Source organism: Idiomarina xiamenensis 10-D-4, assembly GCF_000299895.1.
In the GTDB taxonomy this organism is placed as follows: domain Bacteria; phylum Pseudomonadota; class Gammaproteobacteria; order Enterobacterales; family Alteromonadaceae; genus Idiomarina; species Idiomarina xiamenensis.
In genome coordinates, this window is sequence record NZ_AMRG01000014.1 from 43511 (window position 1) to 61511 (window position 18001).

Consider the following 18001-nt stretch of genomic DNA (forward strand, 5'->3'; position numbering starts at 1 on the left):
ACCCTATGTCTGATGCTCGTTTAGACAAATCACGCCAGATCCGCGCCCCACGAGGTAGCCAGCTGACGACTTGCAACTGGCAAGTAGAAGCGGCCAAGCGGATGTTAATGAATAACTTAGATGAGGAAGTGGCGGAACATCCACAAGCCTTGGTGGTGTACGGCGGTATTGGTCGCGCGGCACGCAACTGGGCTTGTTATGACAAGATCATCGAAACCTTAGAGCGGTTGCAGCCGGACCAATCGTTGTTGATCCAGTCGGGTAAACCGGTGGGGGTATTTCCGACCCACGAAGACGCCCCGCGGGTATTGATTGCTAACTCCAATTTGGTGCCTAAATGGGCCAACTGGGAACACTTTAACGAACTCGATAAAGCCGGTTTGATGATGTACGGGCAAATGACTGCCGGGTCGTGGATTTACATCGGTTCGCAGGGCATTGTACAAGGCACCTATGAAACCTTTGGTGCCGTTGCCAAGCAACACTTTAACGGCGACGCGAGTGGTAAGTGGGTACTTACTGGTGGTCTTGGTGGCATGGGTGGCGCGCAGCCGCTGGCGGCGACCATGGCTGGCTTTTCCATGCTAGCGGTTGATGTGGATGAATCACGTATCGATTTTCGTTTGCGCACCCGTTATTTAGATAAAAAGGCGGCCAACTTAGACGAGGCATTAGCCATGCTGGCCGAGGCCGAGCAGCAAGGGCAGCCGGTGTCGGTAGGCTTATTAGCCAACGCCGCTGAGGTTTATGCCGAATTGATTAAGCGCGATATTACCCCCGACGTGGTCACCGACCAAACCTCGGCGCACGACCCGCTACACGGTTATTTACCGGTGGGTTGGGACTTGGCGCGCTATGCCAGTGAGCGTGAGCGCAATGCCGAGGCGACCGTTAGTGCGGCTAAACAGTCGATGGCACAGCAGGTGCAGGCAATGTTAACCATGCAGCAGCGCGGCGCCAAAGTGTTTGATTATGGCAATAATATTCGCCAGATGGCGCAAGACGTCGGGGTCGATAACGCGTTTGATTTCCCTGGCTTTGTGCCGGCTTATATTCGCCCGCTATTTTGCGAGGGAGTGGGTCCGTTCCGTTGGGTAGCGCTATCCGGAGACCCTGAGGATATTTATAAAACCGACGCCAAAGTCAAAGAGCTGATTCCCGACGATAAGCACTTACACAATTGGTTGGACATGGCCCGCGAGCGCATTAGTTTTCAAGGTCTGCCTGCCCGCATTTGCTGGATCGGCCTGAAAGATCGGGCGCGCATTGCCCGTGCCTTCAACGACATGGTGAAAAACGGCGAACTGAAAGCGCCGGTGGTGATTGGCCGCGATCATTTGGATTCCGGTTCGGTTGCCAGCCCTAACCGCGAAACCGAAAGCATGCTAGATGGTTCTGATGCGGTTTCCGATTGGCCGTTATTGAACGCCTTGTTGAATACCGCTGGCGGGGCTACTTGGGTGAGTCTGCATCATGGCGGTGGCGTGGGTATGGGTTATTCGCAGCATGCCGGTGTGGTCATTGTTGCCGACGGCAGCGAGGCCGCCGATAAGCGCTTGGCGCGGGTGTTGTGGAACGATCCGGGTAGCGGTGTGATGCGTCATGCCGATGCTGGTTACGATATTGCCAAACGTTGCGCTAAAGCGCAGCAGCTGGATCTGCCGATGTTAGAAGGAGATGAGGCATGAGCGAGCATTTTATTTTGCAGCCGGGACAATTGGATTTAGACGATCTACGTCACTGGCAACAAGCCCACCAATTGCAGCTTGATGAAGCTAGCAAAGCGAACGTCGAAGCCGCCGCTGCGACGGTGGCGCGAGTGTTAGATGAAGGCCGTGTGGTGTATGGCATTAACACCGGTTTTGGTTTGCTGGCAAACACCCGCATTCCACGTGAAAAACTGACTGACTTGCAACGTCGTATCGTGTTGTCGCATGCCGCTGGTACCGGTGAGTTAATGGACGATGCGGTGGTGCGGTTAATGCTACTGCTAAAAATCAATTCGTTGGCGCGAGGATTTTCCGGTGTACGGTTGCAGGTGGTAGAAGCCTTGCAAGCGCTGTTAAATCACCAAGTTTATCCCTGTGTACCGGCCAAAGGTTCGGTCGGTGCTTCCGGCGACTTGGCACCGTTGGCGCATTTGGTACTACCGCTGTTAGGCGAAGGGCAGGTGCGTCATCAAGGACAAATCATGGAAGCCGCTGAAGGTCTAGCCATCGCTGGCCTAGAGCCGTTATCGCTGGCGCCAAAAGAAGGCTTGGCGCTGCTCAATGGGACGCAGGCGTCGACGGCGTTAGCGCTACACGGTTTGTTTGCCATCGAACGGGTATTCGCGGCGGGACTGATCGCTGGCGCTATGTCGGTGGAAGCGGCACTGGGTTCGCGCGTGCCGTTTGACCAACGCATTCATGCCATTCGCGGGCAGCATGGGCAAACCGTGGTTGCGGCGGCCTTACGCGAGCTGTTGGGCGACCGCTCTGAACTGGGCGACTCGCATGAAAACTGCGAAAAAGTGCAGGACCCTTACTCGTTGCGTTGCCAGCCGCAGGTCATGGGCGCGGTATTTGACCAAATCGCTCATGCGGCGACTATTTTGGTACGTGAAGCTAACGGTGTTACCGACAACCCATTAGTCTTCAGCGAGCACAACGACATTCTATCGGGTGGTAACTTTCACGCCGAACCGGTGGCGATGGTGGCCGATAACCTGGCTATTGCGGTCAGCGAAATTGGCGCTTTATCTGAGCGTCGTTCGGCGTTGTTAATCGATAGTCATTTAAGTGGTTTGCCGCCGTTTTTGGTTAACGATGGTGGGGTGAACTCGGGCTTTATGCTGGCGCAGGTGACCGCTGCGGCGTTGGCGTCGGAAAACAAGAGTCTGGCGCATCCGGCGTCGGTGGATAGCTTACCGACCTCGGCTAACCAAGAAGATCATGTGTCGATGGCTACCTTTGCCGCCCGCCGTTTGACCGAAATGGCCAATAACGTCGCCGATATTATCGCTATTGAGATGTTGGAAGCGGCACAAGGCATCGACTTTAGACGGCCGTTGCAGTCGTCGCCACGAGTCGAGCAGAGCATGAGCATTATTCGTGAGAAAGTGGCGTTTTATGATCAAGATCGCTACTTTTCGCCGGATATTGCCGCAGTCAGCCAATTGATCAAAGGGGCTGCTTTTGCCCCGGTTATGAACGATATTGAGCTGTTGAGTCAATAGCGATAGTGCACTTGGGCACGATAGTCGCTTAAGGCGCTATCGTGCTACGCATGTTGCTGGGCTAACCGTCGCTATCGTCGGCCAGCGACTGGCAGTCGTTACAGAGTTCGGCGGCGGGGCTATGCGCTAATTTGGCCGCAGAAATTTCTTCTCCACAGCTTAAGCAACAACCATATTCGCCGGCGCGCAGACGCGTCATCGCCGCCTGAAGCTGTTGCTGTTGCTGTTTATCACCGGCGGCTTCCGCTGTTGCCATATGGCTTTCCAGCTTTTGCCGAAACCGCGCTAACTGTTGCGCAGACAGTGAACTACTCATGATGATTCGGGGTCCTTCTTGCTGCGTGGGGCTAATACCGCGAAACGACCAGTAAACTCGGCGACGGCTTTATCGTTACTGTACACCTGAGCTTTCATGGTCAAACGCGCGTTGCGTTGTTGTTGTAGCGCCGATAAATCACCGGTGACATCGCTTAATTGCGCAACGGCACGAGGTTCATCGGTAACTGGACGTTGGTACTGCATGCTGGCGTCGGCCAAGACAATGCTACCGGGCAATTGGCGCTCGCGTAATTGTAAATGCAAGAGCCCCCAGCAGGTCAATGTCGCCAACGAATAAATGCTGCCCGCGAACATGGTGCCGTGTACATTGATGTTGCGGTTTAATTGCGCGCGCGCCTCAAAAGTACGGCCGGTATATTGATGAATGCGAATGCCCATGGCATCAGAAATCGGAATATCGTCTTGCCAAGTGGCTTGCAGTTCGGCGCACCAATTGGGTCGATAAATAATACGGTTAATATCGGTCAGCGTTTTCCGCAATTGATGTTCGGCCATCGGGTTTTTAACGGTATCACCCTCTTCGGCCAGTTCGTACCCACACTTTTGATAAAAGCCCAAGGTGTTATCACGCGAATTAATCACGATATGCTGTGCACCCTGCCGCCGTGCTTCTTGTTCCAGCGCATAAATAATAGCGATACCGTGACCCTCGCCACGATATTCTGGGGCGCTTGCCATATAGCGAATTTGTCCTTCTTCTGGACTATTAAAATGTAAGCGGCCAATGGCGATGGCGTCGCCAGCATCATTCACCACCATGCGATGTTCGCTGACTTGATCGTACTCATCCTGCTCAGAGCCTAGCGGTCGCTGGAAGGGTTCACGCAATACCCGCCAGCGCAGATGAAAATAAGCTGCTAACTCGGCGTCTGTTTTGGGTGTAATGACTTGATACATAGGGACCTTTATTTGTTTGCGGACAGGCTAACGAGGCCGGGTTAGATAGCACAGTGGGTAACGTCATGCTAAGCTGATGCAGCCTTTTGCCGCTATCTTAATAACCTTTACCATAGCACGACCTGATGACCGAACAGCAACTGCTTACCGAACTCGCACGCGCCTATGCGCTGCCACTGACACAATCTCCAGACGCTAGAGCAGTCGTACTGGAAAATCAAGACTATCGCTTTTTACTCATGGATGGTGCCCTGCAGAGCATACTCGACCGACACCATCCGCAACGTTTATTGTTTCCTCATCAACAGCTTTACCAACGCTTTTTACGGCAATTAGGCGCGACCGCGCAAGTGCTTGAGCTGGGGCTTGGCGGCGCCAGTCTGGCGCGCTACGGCTGCCATCATCAGGCGCAGCTAAAGTGGTTGAGTATCGAGAACGAATCACAAATTATAGCGGCATTAGATTACTTTGCTTGTCCGCAACAACTGACCGTTATGCAAACCGATGCCGCGGTTTGGTTACTGCAACCTGTGCAGCAACGTTATGACTTTATTCATGTCGATGTGTTTACCGCGGCCGAGGTGCCAGCCTGGCTTTTATTACCCCAATTTACCAACGCCATTGTTCAGCGCTTATGCGTCGGCGGTGTGCTGGCCTTTAACCTGATTGAAACTACTGCTAGCGCTGATGACACTAGCCAGCGTTTGCTTAAGCTATTACCCAGTAGCTGGCACTGGCTGTGCAAGCGCAATCCCGGTTACCGTAACTGCCAGTTATTGGTCAGTGCCGAAGCCTCAGCATTAGCGCCGTTTGTCGACGATAATGAACATTAATCGACTTCTAAGCTAAAAGTCACCGGACCATCATTGACCAACGCCACCTGCATATCGGCGCCAAATTGGCCCTGTTGCACATCGACGCCCTGCTGTCGCAGTTGTTGACAAAAATGCTGGTACAAAGGCTCGGCCTGCGCTGGTGCTGCGGCACTGGAAAAGCTTGGTCGCCGACCACTACGTGTGTCCGCGGCTAGGGTAAACTGAGATACCACAATAACTTTACCGCCAACCTCGCTGACGTCGAGATTCATTTTATCGTCGTCGTCGGCAAATAAACGGTAACTGGCGACGCGTTTTGCCAGCCGCGCACTGCTAGCCTCAGTATCGGTTTGACTGACGCCGAGTAAAATCAGTAAGCCATGCTCAATGGCGGCAATTTGTTGGTCAGCGACATGCACACTGGCGCGGCTAACGCGCTGTAGTAACGCTTTCATGTAGATCCTTAAGATGATTCCGTGCTGTTATCGGGTTGTGGTAAGCGGCTATGCTGACGTTGCGTAAACTCTTCTAAGCTGACGGTCAGTTCGGCGCCGAGTAACACCACGTTCCAAGATAAGTAAATCCAGACAATTAAAATCGGAATGGTCGCTAACGCACCGTAAATCGCTTGATAGGAGGGGAAGTTAGCCAAGTAGAGCGAAAATAGCGATTTACAAAGCTCAAATAAGCTTGCTGCCAGCAACGCACCCCAAATGGCAAAGCGTGCTTTAACTACCCGATTGGGGATCATCATATACAGCAATAAGAAGGTAAGCACCGATAGCGCAAAGGGCACCAAGCTCAGTAGTACGGTATGACTACCGCTAATATAATCGTCGGTAAAACGCGTTAACGACAAAATATAAGAGGTAATGGCTAGACCACCACCGATGAGAATTGGACCCAAGGTCAACACCATCCAATAAATAGCGATCGACACCGTTAGGCGCCTTGGCTTGTAGTTACGCCAAATCCGATTTAAGGCATTATCGATGGCAGATACCAGCATAATCGCAACAACGAACAAGAATATCACGCCCACGGTGGTCATTTGCGAGGCGTTACTGACAAAGTTATTGATATGTTCTTGAATCACTTCGCCCGACGTGGGTAACAGGTTGGAAAATAGTAAGCCCTCGATTTGCTCGCGTAAGTCGGTGAACATTGGGAACGCCGCAAAAATGGCAAAAACCACCGCTAATAAAGGCACCAAGCTAAGCATCGATACATAAGCCAAATGACCGGCGGTAATATTAATGCGGTCTTGCAGGCAGCGCTTGGCAAAGTACTTGCCAAACTGCAACGAAGTGGTGGCGAGCTGTCGCCAATTGTTATCGAGCATACGATCGAACATACGACGTCCTTATCGGTCTACCTAAATAGCCTAAGCGTTAAGTATACATAGCTTTTTGCGCGACGTTTAGATCTAAGCTTTTGATCTTAAGAGCTCGGTCATAACGTATAAAATAGCTGTTCAGCTAGCGTTGCCGATAAGGAATTCGACAGATGAGATATTTATTCGCAATTTTATTACCGCCGCTTGCCATTCTTTCGACCGGCAAGGTATTTCAGGCAATTTTTAACCTGATCTTGTGTGCCATCGTGCTGATTTTAGCCATTTTTACGCTAGGTGGTTTGGGTGGCTTGTATTTGATTTGCATCATTCACGCATTATTTGCGGTGCATAGTTATCATCAAGATCAGCGTGACAAGCGCATCATTAAACATTTACGCGGAGATTAATATGCGATTAATGGCTATGGCGTTACTTGCCTGTGCATTAACGGCGTGCTCGAGCGCCTATTACAGCACCATGGAGAAGTTTGGTTTTGAAAAGCGCGATATTTTAGTCGACCGTGTCGATGCCGCGCGCGAATCGCAAACCGAGGCCCAAGAGCAGTTTCGTTCGGCGTTGGAACGCTTAGATGAGTTACTCGATTTTGACGGTGGCGAGCTGGAAGCGCGTTATAATGCACTAAATGAAGACTATCAGGATAGCAAAGCCGCAGCACAAGATGTGCGTGACCGCATCGCCGCGATTGATGATGTGGCACAGGATTTGTTTGACGAATGGAATGACGAGTTAGGCGAGTACAGCAACGATAATTTAAGACGTGACAGCGAGCGCCGCTTACGTGAGACTGAACGTCGTTACGCCTCGATGCTGCAGACCATGCAGCGGGCGGCTGATACGATGCAACCAGTGCTGGATCGGTTACAAGATAACGTATTGTATTTAAAACATAATTTAAACGCTGCGGCGGTCGATGCGATTCGTGGTGAGTATCAGCAGTTACGTGCCGATGTTGATGCGTTGATGGCCAATATGGAAAAAGCCATCAGTGACTCGCAACAGTTTATCGACCAAATTCGTCGCGCTCAGTAGGAGCTTTGCATGAGCATATTGATTATTGCAGGTAGTGCCCGTCAGGATTCAGTCAACCGTAAGTTACAACACCGCATCGCCGAGGTAGCGGAACAACTGGGCATCGCATATCGCTTATATGAACCGAGTGAATTAGATGCGCCCTTGTATCACGGTGACCTAGAACAAGAAAAAGGTGTGCCTCCGTCGATGCAGCGGTTTGCTGAGGCGGTAGCTGGCGCCAGTAAAGTGGTGGTCATTAGCCCCGAGTATAACGCCTCGGTGCCGCCGCTATTAAAGAACGCGATTGATTGGAGTTCACGTGTTGATGGCAGTGTTTGGGCGGGTAAAACGGTGCTGTTAGGTGCGGCCTCGCCCGGGGCACTGGGTGGGATGCGCGGCTTAAGTCACTTGCGCGATATTTTAACCAATGTGCTGGCGTGGATTGCGCCGTTGATGGCAAGCTGCAAAAACGCCAATGATGAAACCATCGCGGCGATGGATGACGACTACTTACAGAAGTTTTTAAAGCAAGGCGATTAATACTTAACAGCGGGGTCGGCAAACGCCGGCCCCTGCATGCCGTGGTTAGCCCTGCTCTAGACCAGTTAAATAGCGCTTAATGGCAATATTCGCTTCGCCGGTGAGTGAAAAAAAGCTGGGATCTAGCAGCCAGTTATACATTAAGCCATCGATGAGTCCGAATAAGCCTAAAACCGCACTACGTGGATCGACGCTGTCGGGTAAACGACCTTGTTTAATGGCCTTGACAAATAATTGCTGTACCTCTTCGATACATTCGTTACGGCCGCGTAAGTGATGCACTTTAATCGGCAGTACGTCGTCGATGTATTCGCACTTGTGAAACAAAATACTGACTAACGCTTGCGTGTTTGGATCGTTTTCGACCTGATGGATAAACTGTTTACTGCGGCAAACAATTTCATGTAACGGGTTATCGTCTACCTGTTCGCCGCAGCCGCGCATTTCGTCAACCGGCAAGCGCACCCGCTCCATTAATGATTCAATTAAGTCCAGTTTGTTTTTAAAGTGGTGATAAATGGCACCACGGGTAACGCCGGCGGCTTCGGCAACCTGCATCATCGACGTATTGGTGACGCCTTTTTCACTGAATAAACGCTCGGCGGCATCGAGTAGTTCTGACCGCGTTTCTAATGCGTCTTCTTTGGTTCTACGTACCAAGTGATAAACTCCTATTAGCCCAAACAAAGCTGCAACTTTGCTCGTTGGCTTACTGTCTATAGGGTTATTATACGGGATATTTTATAAACATGCACTGCTGTATGTATAATTGTGCTTTACATTGCTTGGCAGCTGTGTGCAATTGGTGGATGGATGGCGGCCAATAAGGTATCGATTTTATCGGATTGTCGCTAATCAACGGAACAGACTAAACTGTATAATCAAGATGTTAGCTGGGCCACTCGGTGGCCGATGTAAAATCGCTAGGAGGGCAGTATGAAGAATGAAATCGATCAGCGGCTAGTGTTGGATGCTTACGAGAAGATTCATCGTCATGGCGAAGCCAAACAGGGACGACATGAGTTAGATGGTATTCAAGCCTACACCGACCATGACGGCTATACGGTGTTTTTAGAGGGACACAATGTGAAGATGACATTGGAATTCCATAACAAATATCGGCTTGATTACGACAGTGAACGCGAATTTGATACCTTTATTCGCAAACTAAAACAAATTAGTAAAGACTATGAGACCCCGGGTCTGGAGCGAAAATAGATGACAAAGCGTACGGCGTACACCGTCATGGAGGAAGTCGCGCACGCATTAACACATGGTGTTGGTGCGGCTTTAAGCATTGCCGGTCTAGTGGTTATGTTGGTCTGGTCGGTGGCTTATGGTGACGCATGGCACGTCGTAGCGGCAGCTATTTATGGCGCTAGTTTGATTCTGTTGTATACCGCCTCGACGCTTTATCACGCTTTTCCATGGCCGCGTATCAAGCACTTCTTTCAACAGATGGATCACGCCGCTATCTTTATCTTGATTGCCGGTACTTATACCCCGTTTGCCCTGATCAATTTGCGCGGCGCATGGGGGTGGGCTTTGCTGGGCACGGTATGGGGGATTGCCATCACCGGTGTGATCTTAGAACTCGCCATCAAAGACCGCAAGAAAGTATTAAGTTTGAGCCTTTATTTGGGCTTGGGATGGTTGGCTTTGGTGGTCATTAAGCCGATGCTGGATAACGTCGATAGCGGTGGCTTGTGGCTGCTGCTGGCGGGTGGCCTAGCCTACACCTTGGGCGTGGTGTTCTATGTCTGGAAATCGTTGCCTTACCATCATGCCATTTGGCATTTGTTTGTCCTCGCGGGCAGTATCTTACATTTCTTTTCCATCTTCTATTACGTGTTACCACAGCCCGACTTGTTATAGGCGAAACCTGTGTTATCGATAAATCTAAAGCTGCGTTTTTTTGCCTCGTTCGCGGGGCTCGCCGTTGTTTTAGTGGCGTCCATCGGTTGGTGGTTAGTCGATAGCGCCAGTGAGCAATTACGTCGTCAGGTCGGTTTAACCACGCAGCGCATTGCCGAGCAAATGGCGGACAAGCTGGAGCGTGGGCTGTATGAACGCTACCGCGACGTGCAAGTTGCGGCGAGTCTGATTGGCCGTACCGAGCTTTATCAGCAAGATGACGTTCTGCGCGAAACCATACAGCGTTTGCAGCAAACTTATAGCGACTATGCCTGGATTGGTTATGCCGATATTGAGGGACGCGTTGTTGCTGCCACCGGTGGCCTGTTAGAGGGCAACCGAGTCGATCGTCAAGCCTGGTTTCAGCAAGGTTTGCAAAAACCTTATATTAGCGACGTGCATGACGCTCAATTATTAAAACAATTGCTAGCACCGACAAGCGGTCAGTCGCTGCGCTTTGTCGACATCTCGGCGCCGGTTCGTGATGCCGATAGTCAGCGGGTGGTGGGGGTTGTGGCGGCACACTTAAATTGGCGCTGGGTAGACGAATTAGCCGAGTCGTTAACCACCGGCCAGTGGTTGTTACAACCGCAAGATCTGGTGTTGGTGTCGGCTAAAAATCAAGTGATTGGTGGGCCGCCGCTATTAATCGGTAAATCATTGAACACGCCCAGTACTGACTTAGCCAGTGTAACGCGCAGCGGTTATGTCATCGAAAGTTGGCCGGATGGGCGTGATTATGTGGTTGGTTATGCGCGCCATGGCAGTTATCGCGATTATCCGGGATTGCCTTGGGTGGTGTTGGCCCGGCAACCGGTCAATGAAGCCTTAGCGGGGGTACAACAGTTTCGTCGCGATGCGCTCATCATCGGTCTGTTAATTACCTTTTTTATTACTGTTTTGGCATGGTTAAACGCTGGCCGCATTAGCCGTCCACTATTACGTTTGACGGCTGCCGCGCGGGCGTTACAGCAGCAGGACTCGAAAGATATCGAAATTCCGTTGCAGGACGATTATCCCGAAGTGCGAGACCTGTCTGCGACCTTACAGCATATGGTGATGCGCTTGCAGACAAAAAGCGAGCAACTGACGCAATTAAATCGCGAGCTTGATCATAAAGTGCGGTTACGTACCGAGGAATTACAGCAACTCAATAAAGCACTGCAAAACGAGATTGCCGAGCGTAAGCTGGTGCAACAAGAGCGTGAAACCTTGATCGAGCAACTGGAGTTGCAAGCGAATACTGATCCGCTGACCAAGCTGTCCAACCGCCGTCGCTTTTTTCAACGTGCCGAGCGGGTCATCAAACGTGCCGAGCGCAATCCGGTAGCGGTTAATTTGCTGACCATCGATATCGACCACTTTAAAGCGGTTAACGACACTTATGGACATGCCGCCGGGGACGCTATTTTGGCCGTATTTGCTCAGCTATTACGTGAACTGACGCGTGATATTGATATTGTTGCGCGGACCGGCGGTGAGGAATTTGTGTTACTGCTGGAGCATACCGACCAAGCTGGTGCAAAAATATTAGCGGAGCGTATTCACCAACGTTTAAGTGAGCAGTTATTTAACGAGCAGGGCATGACCGATGTGCAAGTCACGGTGAGTATTGGTATTGCGCAGTGGCAAGTTGGTGAAAGTCTTGACCATCTGCTGGCGCGTTCAGATAAGGCCTTGTACGACGCCAAGCAACAAGGGCGTGACCAAACAAAAACGGCTACCTGAGGTAGCCGTTTTACTATCGTAATTTATCTGTCGGGGTTATGCACCACGACTAGCGCGCTTACGTTCGTTCTCGGTCAGTAAGCGTTTACGGATACGAATCGACTTCGGCGTGATTTCGACCAGTTCGTCGTCATCGATAAACTCTAACGCCTGCTCCAGTGTCAGCTTGATCGGCGGTGACAGCGTTAAGGCTTCGTCGGTACCGGCCGCACGAACGTTAGTCAATTGCTTACCTTTCAAGCAGTTAACGGTTAAGTCGTTAGAACGGTTATGAACACCGATGATTTGGCCTTCGTAAACTTCGTCACCGTGTGACGCCATCAGCTTGCCGCGCTCTTGCAAATTATACAGCGCGTACGCCAGTGCTTTACCTTGCGCGTTAGAAATCAATACGCCGTTGATACGCTGACCGATGCGACCACCTTTGTGCGGACCATAATGGTCGAAGCTGTGATACATCAAACCGGTACCCGAGGTTAGCGTCATAAAATCGGTTTGGAAGCCGATTAAACCACGGCTAGGGATTTGGAAGTCAATACGCACGCGACCTTTACCGTCAGGCGACATGTTGGTCATTTCGGCTTTACGCAAACCGAGCTGTTCCATCACCGAACCTTGATGTTCTTCTTGAATATCAACGGTCAGGTTTTCGATAGGCTCCATTTTGACGCCGTCTTCTTCACGTAAAATAACCTCTGGACGTGAAACCGCTAGCTCGTAGCCCTCGCGACGCATGTTCTCGATCAATACGCCCAAGTGCAATTCACCACGACCCGAGACACGGAAACGGTCAGGGTTATCGGTTTCGGCAACGCGCAACGCGACGTTGTGTACCAACTCTTGTTGCAAACGCTCCAAAATTTGGCGCGAGGTCACAAACTTACCTTCTTTACCGGCGAACGGTGAGGTGTTGACCTGGAACGTCATGGTTACCGTGGGTTCGTCGACGGTCAATGCTGGCAAGGCTTCGGCTTTACCGGCCGCACACACGGTGTCAGAGATTTTTAGCTCACCCAAACCGGTGATGGCGCAGATGTCGCCAGCGCTAACGCTGTCGGTTTCGAAGCGCTCAAGGCCTAAATAGCTGAAGATTTGACCGACTTTACCATTACGGGTTTTGCCGTCGGCACCGATGATGCTAACCGACTGGTTAACTTTGATACTGCCGCGAGTAACACGACCAATACCAATAACGCCTACATAGCTTGAGTAGTCAAGCTGTGAAATCTGCATTTGCAGTTCGCCGTCTGGATCGGCATCAGGCGCGCTGACTTGATTGACGATGGTTTCGAACAATGGCGTCATATCGTCGCCAGTTTGTTCGGCGTCTAAGGTCGCCCAACCTTGTAAGGCTGATGCGTAAACGATAGGGAAATCTAATTGTTCGTCGGTTGCGCCTAAGTTGTCGAACAAATCAAAAACTTGGTCGATAACCCAATCAGGACGTGCGCCAGGGCGGTCGATTTTGTTAACCACCAGAATTGGATTAAGACCGTGCGCGAAGGCTTTTTGCGTGACAAAGCGTGTCTGTGGCATCGGGCCATCAACCGCATCAACCAACAGCAATACCGAATCGGCCATCGACAATACGCGCTCAACTTCACCACCGAAGTCGGCGTGTCCTGGGGTATCCAGAATGTTAATGTGGTAGTCCTGCCAATTGATGGCGGTGTTTTTTGCCAAAATGGTGATGCCGCGCTCTTTTTCCAGATCGTTAGAATCCATGATGCGCTCGTCGATTTCACCACGGCTTTCTAAGGTGCCCGACTGCTGTAGCAGTTTGTCGACCAGCGTGGTTTTACCATGGTCAACGTGCGCGATGATGGCTACGTTTCTTAACTTACTGATATCTTTAGACATTGACTAAATTCCGCTTAACTTGAATGACCGTCCGCAGGATGAATTGGCCGAAATAAAAAGATGAGTTTTTAGACGCCACCGAACGAAAGGGACGGCATTATACACGTAGCATCGTTGCGCTGGTATTAAAACTTGTACAGTTTTACGACAGTTTTTAAAGGAACTGATGTGTGCGTGCGTTTGCCGCCACAATAGCGGTGTCTAGGTATGCAGTTTGTCGTATTTTTTATGCAATTCAGCTTGCGCTTATATGATATAGGTCATATGTTTGATGTGAACATGAAAAAAATAAGAAGGAAATCACCATGAAAACGATGATCACAGCAGCAGGCCTTTTAGCAGCAACCGGATTAATGTCTGGTTGTAGTGGTATGCAAGAAGAGGACGGTGAACGTATGGTTAACGACGTGAAGTTGATGCGCCATATCGAGAAAACGGCCGATTGGGGTGGGCCAAACCGTGTGATATGGGTAAATCCGCCGCAGATCAGAGAAACTATGGTGATGTCATTTGATTTTAGTAAGAAAGACGCTTCAGAAGACGAGCAGGTCGATGCCGAGGAAGCCGTCAATGCTGTTGTCGATGATGGTCAGCAGCCGCTACCCGCCGCACCGTCCGCCGCGATTTAGCGGACAGCAGCAATAGGGCTAAGCAAAGAAAAACGCACCAATTTGGTGCGTTTTTTTACTTAGAGCGCGTTAGTGGCATCTTCATCGTAGCGGTTACACTTTAAAACGGCCGACATTGCCGCTAAGTCGCTCGCCGCTTTGGCCGATGTTGCCGGTGGCATCGCTGACCCGACTGGCGTTTTCTAGGCTGTGGTGACTGAGTTCATGCAGCTCAGAAATATTGCGATTGACGTCATCCACCACCTGACTTTGCTCTTCGGTCGCGGTGGCGATTTGGGTGATCATGTTATTTGCCATGTCGACCGAGCGATTGAGTTCACGGATGGTGGTTTGCAGTTGGTCGGTCATGCTGACCACTTGTGACGCTTGCTGATGGCCGCTATCGATAGCGCTAACCGCTTCATTCACGCCTTTTTCCAAGCCAGCAAGCATGCGGTCGATATCGTCGGTTGATTGCTGAGTGCGGCTTGCCAAGGTACGCACCTCGTCGGCGACCACCGCAAAACCGCGACCTTGTTCACCCGCTCGTGCGGCCTCGATGGCCGCATTCAAGGCCAATAAGTTGGTTTGGTCGGCAATATCGCGGATCACACCTAACACCGACATGATGCGTTTGGATTCGTTTGCCAGTTCGGTGATCACGCTATTAGCATGGTTGATCGCACCAGACAGTTGTTCGATGTCGTTGACCGAACGATTGACCACTTGCTGCGATTGTTCGCAGGCGTCGGCCGCTGTTTGCGTTTCGCCCAACGCGGTTTGAGAGCTTTGCGCCACTTCATGCACGGCATGGTTTAACTCGTTAATGGCGGTGGCGATTTGCTCTAAGTTATGGTTTTGCTGACGGCTATTGCGCTCGGCATCGTCGCTGGCTTGACGCAGCACATCGACGCCCTCGGCAAGGGTGACGGCATCTTTGCCAACCATGCCGATAAGGCTTTGCAGATTGCTCATCAATTGATTAAAGGCTTTCGCCAGTTGCGTCAGCTCGTCTTTACCCGATTCGTCCAGTCGATGACGTAAATCGCCCTCGCCCTCGCTGATGGAGCGGATCATGTCGGTAAGCGCGTTGAGCCGCTTGGTCACCAACTTAGGACCAAAAACAATGCTCAAGGTACTGGCCAAAATCACCAAGATAATCACCGATACCAGCAACACCGCTTCGCGTTGGCTGGCCGCGGCGCCCTCGTCAGTAATGTTGTCGGCTTGCGCTTTTAGTGCCAAACCGACCTTGTCGTAATGGCTACGTAATCGCTCAAAGCTCTGTTGCACTTGATTTTCGCTATTATTGACAGCGGCGCTAACGTTGCCTGCGGCGGCTTGTTGCAACACCTCGCGGGCTTGGCTTAACCAGCGTTGATAATCCTGCTCGAACTGCTTAATACCCGCAAAAATTGCTGGATAATTGCTGACCATAGCTTTTACTTGGTTCAAACGATCATAGGCTTGTTGCGCATTTTCTTCGAAGTCTTGCCGATATTTGTCGGTGCCGGCTAACCCCAGTTCGCTGGCTAGCAAAAAGCTCTGATTTGCCGCCAGCGCTTGATACAAGTCGCGGTCGGCGTTAAGCGCTAATTCTAATGCATCGATGAAAGTGGTTGAGAGTTCTTTAGTGCTTTGGTTTAGTCGTTGGCTGTTGCTATAAGTTGCGGCGCTGACTACCAGCACCAACACTGCAATCGCCACGATAGGAATCGCGAATTTACTGCGAATAGATAGATTGCTCAAATTCATAACCACCTCGGTTGCTTAAACGACCACTTTTATTACTATCGACAATAACGCTACGTGATTCAGTAAAAAATGCCCGATTATGCCAATTGACGTACTGATAGTGATCAACTCGTGCGTGGTTTGCGTTGGTAATAGTAAGATAACGCCACATACATCATGCAAGTGGCCTATACTGGTTCAATCATGAGCAACCCATTGCACTACTTTGGTGCTTTATAATGTATGCAGCCATGCAGTTGCACTATAGTGGTGCATTTTTGGCGTTGATCATCAGTGGCACCACCAGTTGCCTTAAGCGATAACCGCTGTGTTTTTATAAGATCATGAATTTTAAATTAATAATTGTTCTGGCATATGCTTTGCAATGCCAGTCGTTAATCGAGCTTTTTCGTTCACGACAGTTTGATCGCGGAGGATCACATGTCAGCTAACAAGATTTTGGACACCATCAAAGAACACGACGTTAAGTTTGTCGACTTACGCTTTACCGATACCAAAGGTAAAGAGCAGCACGTGACTATTCCGGTCGGTGCGGTTGACGAAGATTTCTTTGAAGGCGGTAAGTTATTTGACGGTTCATCGATTGCCGGTTGGAAAGGCATTAATGAATCAGACATGGTGTTGATGCCAGATGAAAGCACTATCGTACTGGACCCGTTCACCGACGAAATGACCTTGATCATTCGCTGCGACGTGTTAGAGCCTGACACCATGCAGGGTTACGACCGCGATCCACGTTCTATCGCTAAGCGTGCGGAAGAGTTCTTACAGTCGTCAGGTATCGGTGATACTGCATTGTTCGGTCCTGAGCCTGAGTTTTTCTTGTTTAACGACGTACGTTTTCATACCGATATGGCTGGCTCGTTTTATAAAATCGACGCCGAAGAAGCCAAATGGAACTCAGGTCGTGACTATGCTGAAGGCAACTTGGCCCACCGTCCAGGCGTGAAAGGCGGTTACTTCCCAGTACCACCGGTTGATTCTGCACACGATATCCGTAGCACCATGAGCTTGGTGATGGAAGACATGGGCTTGGTAGTCGAAGCGCACCACCACGAGGTCGCAACAGCTGGTCAGAACGAAATCGCCACACGCTTTAACACCATGGTCACGAAAGCCGATGAAATTCAGGTCTATAAATATGTGGTGCACAATGTCGCACACTCATATGGTATGACCGCGACCTTCATGCCAAAACCACTGGTCGGTGATAATGGCTCGGGTATGCATTGCCATATGTCAATTTCTAAAGACGGCAAAAACCTGTTTGCTGGCGACCAGTACGCCGGTTTAAGCGAAACCGCGCTGTACTACATCGGTGGTATCATCAAGCACGCGCGTGCTATCAATGCCTTCACTAACCCATCGACCAACTCGTACAAGCGTTTAGTACCGGGTTTTGAAGCGCCAGTGATGCTGGCTTACTCGGCACGTAACCGTTCCGCGTCCATCCGTATTCCGATGGTATCAAGCGCTAAAGCTCGCCGTATCGAAGTACGCTTCCCTGACCCTAGTGCCAACCCGTACTTGTGCTTTACCGCACTGCTGATGGCTGGTCTTGATGGTATTCGCAACAAGATCCATCCTGGCGACGCCATGGACAAAGACCTGTACAACTTGCCACCAGAAGAAGCGAAAGACATTCCAACCGTTTGTCACTCGCTAGAAATGGCTCTGGAAGCGTTAGACAACGACCGCGACTTCCTTAAGCAAGGCGGTGTCATGTCTGATGAAATGATTGATGCTTATATTGCCTTGAAATATAACGAAGTAGAAACCTTGAAGAAGACCACTCACCCGGTCGAATTCGATATGTACTACAGCGTGTAAGCGTAATTTTGAGCCGCGCTAGGAGCACCTAAGCGACGCTTTAATTAGGCCCTCTGCGGTGTTCCCGCCGGGGGCTTTTTTATGTCATTTGACCTGCGGTAGCTGGTTATTTAAATTACTATGCACCATA

At 50.7% G+C, this 18001-nt stretch carries 18 protein-coding genes; 11 read left to right on the forward strand and 7 right to left on the reverse strand.

Annotated features, from left to right (window positions below):
- Positions 1–5: 5 nt before the first annotated feature.
- Positions 6–1688, forward strand: coding sequence for a urocanate hydratase (hutU, locus tag A10D4_RS10860; RefSeq protein WP_008489535.1), 1683 nt, complete (start codon positions 6–8; stop codon positions 1686–1688).
- Entirely contained in the window at positions 1685–3217 is a 1533-nt protein-coding gene (gene hutH, locus A10D4_RS10865) for a histidine ammonia-lyase (protein WP_008489536.1), read from the forward strand. Before hutU ends, hutH begins: the two co-directional genes overlap by 4 nt.
- A 61-nt stretch (positions 3218–3278) precedes the next feature.
- On the opposite strand, the gene A10D4_RS10870 is transcribed toward hutH, so the two are convergent.
- The gene (locus A10D4_RS10870; RefSeq protein ID WP_008489537.1) at positions 3279–3533 is read right to left on the reverse strand and encodes a TraR/DksA C4-type zinc finger protein; all 255 of its coding nucleotides are present in this window, start codon (positions 3531–3533) and stop codon (positions 3279–3281) included.
- A complete protein-coding gene (locus A10D4_RS10875) occupies positions 3530–4453 on the reverse strand; it encodes a bifunctional GNAT family N-acetyltransferase/hotdog fold thioesterase (RefSeq protein WP_008489538.1) in 924 nt (307 codons plus the stop codon). The genes A10D4_RS10870 and A10D4_RS10875 overlap by 4 nt, the downstream gene beginning before the upstream one ends.
- Positions 4454–4578: 125 nt before the next feature.
- Here A10D4_RS10875 and A10D4_RS10880 point away from each other — a divergent pair, with 125 nt between their 5' ends.
- On the forward strand, positions 4579–5286 hold the full coding sequence (locus A10D4_RS10880) for a fused MFS/spermidine synthase (RefSeq protein WP_008489539.1): 708 nt from the start codon (positions 4579–4581) through the stop codon (positions 5284–5286).
- Here the strand turns inward: A10D4_RS10880 and dtd are convergent.
- Together dtd and A10D4_RS10890 are read right to left on the reverse strand one after the other, a co-directional pair.
- Positions 5283–5723, reverse strand: coding sequence for a D-aminoacyl-tRNA deacylase (gene dtd, locus A10D4_RS10885; RefSeq protein WP_008489540.1), 441 nt, complete (start codon positions 5721–5723; stop codon positions 5283–5285). The two genes, A10D4_RS10880 and dtd, sit on opposite strands and share 4 nt — an antisense overlap.
- A gap of 8 nt (positions 5724–5731) precedes the next feature.
- Positions 5732–6610, reverse strand: coding sequence for a virulence factor BrkB family protein (locus tag A10D4_RS10890; RefSeq protein ID WP_051002114.1), 879 nt, complete (start codon positions 6608–6610; stop codon positions 5732–5734).
- Positions 6611–6774: 164 nt separating this feature from the next.
- Here A10D4_RS10890 and A10D4_RS10895 point away from each other — a divergent pair, with 164 nt between their 5' ends.
- Genes A10D4_RS10895 through A10D4_RS10905 form a run of 3 tightly spaced genes read left to right on the forward strand, consistent with a single transcriptional unit; the run spans position 6775 to position 8176 of the window.
- A complete protein-coding gene (locus A10D4_RS10895) occupies positions 6775–7011 on the forward strand; it encodes a hypothetical protein (RefSeq protein WP_008489545.1) in 237 nt (78 codons plus the stop codon).
- Between the two features lies 1 nt (position 7012).
- Positions 7013–7654, forward strand: coding sequence for a DUF2959 domain-containing protein (locus A10D4_RS10900; RefSeq protein WP_008489547.1), 642 nt, complete (start codon positions 7013–7015; stop codon positions 7652–7654).
- 9 nt (positions 7655–7663) lie between these two features.
- Positions 7664–8176 carry an NADPH-dependent FMN reductase gene (locus tag A10D4_RS10905; protein WP_008489548.1) on the forward strand — a complete coding sequence of 171 codons (513 nt, stop codon included), beginning with the start codon at positions 7664–7666 and terminating at the stop codon, positions 8174–8176.
- Between the two features lie 45 nt (positions 8177–8221).
- On the opposite strand, the gene A10D4_RS10910 is transcribed toward A10D4_RS10905, so the two are convergent.
- Positions 8222–8836, reverse strand: coding sequence for a TetR family transcriptional regulator (locus A10D4_RS10910; RefSeq protein ID WP_008489549.1), 615 nt, complete (start codon positions 8834–8836; stop codon positions 8222–8224).
- A gap of 276 nt (positions 8837–9112) precedes the next feature.
- Here A10D4_RS10910 and A10D4_RS10915 point away from each other — a divergent pair, with 276 nt between their 5' ends.
- From A10D4_RS10915 to A10D4_RS10925, 3 genes are read left to right on the forward strand one after another with little or no spacing between them, the layout of a single operon-like run.
- On the forward strand, positions 9113–9394 hold the full coding sequence (locus A10D4_RS10915; protein WP_008489550.1) for a DUF3081 domain-containing protein: 282 nt from the start codon (positions 9113–9115) through the stop codon (positions 9392–9394).
- Positions 9395–10051, forward strand: a complete 657-nt coding sequence (gene trhA / locus A10D4_RS10920; protein ID WP_008489551.1) for a PAQR family membrane homeostasis protein TrhA — start codon at positions 9395–9397, stop codon at positions 10049–10051. It abuts the gene before it with no gap.
- Between the two features lie 9 nt (positions 10052–10060).
- Positions 10061–11818: a sensor domain-containing diguanylate cyclase gene (locus A10D4_RS10925; protein ID WP_008489552.1), complete on the forward strand. Its 1758-nt coding sequence runs from the start codon at positions 10061–10063 to the stop codon at positions 11816–11818.
- A gap of 36 nt (positions 11819–11854) precedes the next feature.
- On the opposite strand, the gene typA is transcribed toward A10D4_RS10925, so the two are convergent.
- Positions 11855–13678, reverse strand: a complete 1824-nt coding sequence (gene typA / locus A10D4_RS10930; protein ID WP_008489553.1) for a translational GTPase TypA — start codon at positions 13676–13678, stop codon at positions 11855–11857.
- 305 nt (positions 13679–13983) lie between these two features.
- Between typA and A10D4_RS10935 the strand changes: the two genes are divergently transcribed.
- Complete coding sequence (locus A10D4_RS10935) at positions 13984–14307, forward strand: hypothetical protein (RefSeq protein ID WP_008489555.1); 324 nt, start codon at positions 13984–13986, stop codon at positions 14305–14307.
- Between the two features lie 93 nt (positions 14308–14400).
- Here the strand turns inward: A10D4_RS10935 and A10D4_RS10940 are convergent, their stop codons facing one another.
- The gene (locus A10D4_RS10940) at positions 14401–16041 is read right to left on the reverse strand and encodes a methyl-accepting chemotaxis protein (RefSeq protein ID WP_008489556.1); all 1641 of its coding nucleotides are present in this window, start codon (positions 16039–16041) and stop codon (positions 14401–14403) included.
- 420 nt (positions 16042–16461) lie between these two features.
- Between A10D4_RS10940 and glnA the strand changes: the two genes are divergently transcribed.
- Entirely contained in the window at positions 16462–17871 is a 1410-nt protein-coding gene (gene glnA, locus A10D4_RS10950; RefSeq protein ID WP_008489557.1) for a glutamate--ammonia ligase, read from the forward strand.
- The last annotated feature ends 130 nt before the right edge of the window (positions 17872–18001 follow it).

Coding starts and splice junctions, on each gene's coding strand:
- A10D4_RS10895 (WP_008489545.1), top strand. CDS start 6,775: ATGAGATATTTATTCGCAATTTTATTACCGCCGCTTGCCATTCTTTCG.
- A10D4_RS10890 (WP_051002114.1), bottom strand. CDS start 6,610: ATGCTCGATAACAATTGGCGACAGCTCGCCACCACTTCGTTGCAGTTT.
- dtd (WP_008489540.1), bottom strand. CDS start 5,723: ATGAAAGCGTTACTACAGCGCGTTAGCCGCGCCAGTGTGCATGTCGCT.
- A10D4_RS10880 (WP_008489539.1), top strand. CDS start 4,579: ATGACCGAACAGCAACTGCTTACCGAACTCGCACGCGCCTATGCGCTG.
- A10D4_RS10900 (WP_008489547.1), top strand. CDS start 7,013: ATGCGATTAATGGCTATGGCGTTACTTGCCTGTGCATTAACGGCGTGC.
- hutH (WP_008489536.1), top strand. CDS start 1,685: ATGAGCGAGCATTTTATTTTGCAGCCGGGACAATTGGATTTAGACGAT.
- A10D4_RS10935 (WP_008489555.1), top strand. CDS start 13,984: ATGAAAACGATGATCACAGCAGCAGGCCTTTTAGCAGCAACCGGATTA.
- hutU (WP_008489535.1), top strand. CDS start 6: ATGTCTGATGCTCGTTTAGACAAATCACGCCAGATCCGCGCCCCACGA.
- typA (WP_008489553.1), bottom strand. CDS start 13,678: ATGTCTAAAGATATCAGTAAGTTAAGAAACGTAGCCATCATCGCGCAC.
- A10D4_RS10915 (WP_008489550.1), top strand. CDS start 9,113: ATGAAGAATGAAATCGATCAGCGGCTAGTGTTGGATGCTTACGAGAAG.
- A10D4_RS10875 (WP_008489538.1), bottom strand. CDS start 4,453: ATGTATCAAGTCATTACACCCAAAACAGACGCCGAGTTAGCAGCTTAT.
- A10D4_RS10905 (WP_008489548.1), top strand. CDS start 7,664: ATGAGCATATTGATTATTGCAGGTAGTGCCCGTCAGGATTCAGTCAAC.
- A10D4_RS10870 (WP_008489537.1), bottom strand. CDS start 3,533: ATGAGTAGTTCACTGTCTGCGCAACAGTTAGCGCGGTTTCGGCAAAAG.
- glnA (WP_008489557.1), top strand. CDS start 16,462: ATGTCAGCTAACAAGATTTTGGACACCATCAAAGAACACGACGTTAAG.
- trhA (WP_008489551.1), top strand. CDS start 9,395: ATGACAAAGCGTACGGCGTACACCGTCATGGAGGAAGTCGCGCACGCA.
- A10D4_RS10940 (WP_008489556.1), bottom strand. CDS start 16,041: ATGAATTTGAGCAATCTATCTATTCGCAGTAAATTCGCGATTCCTATC.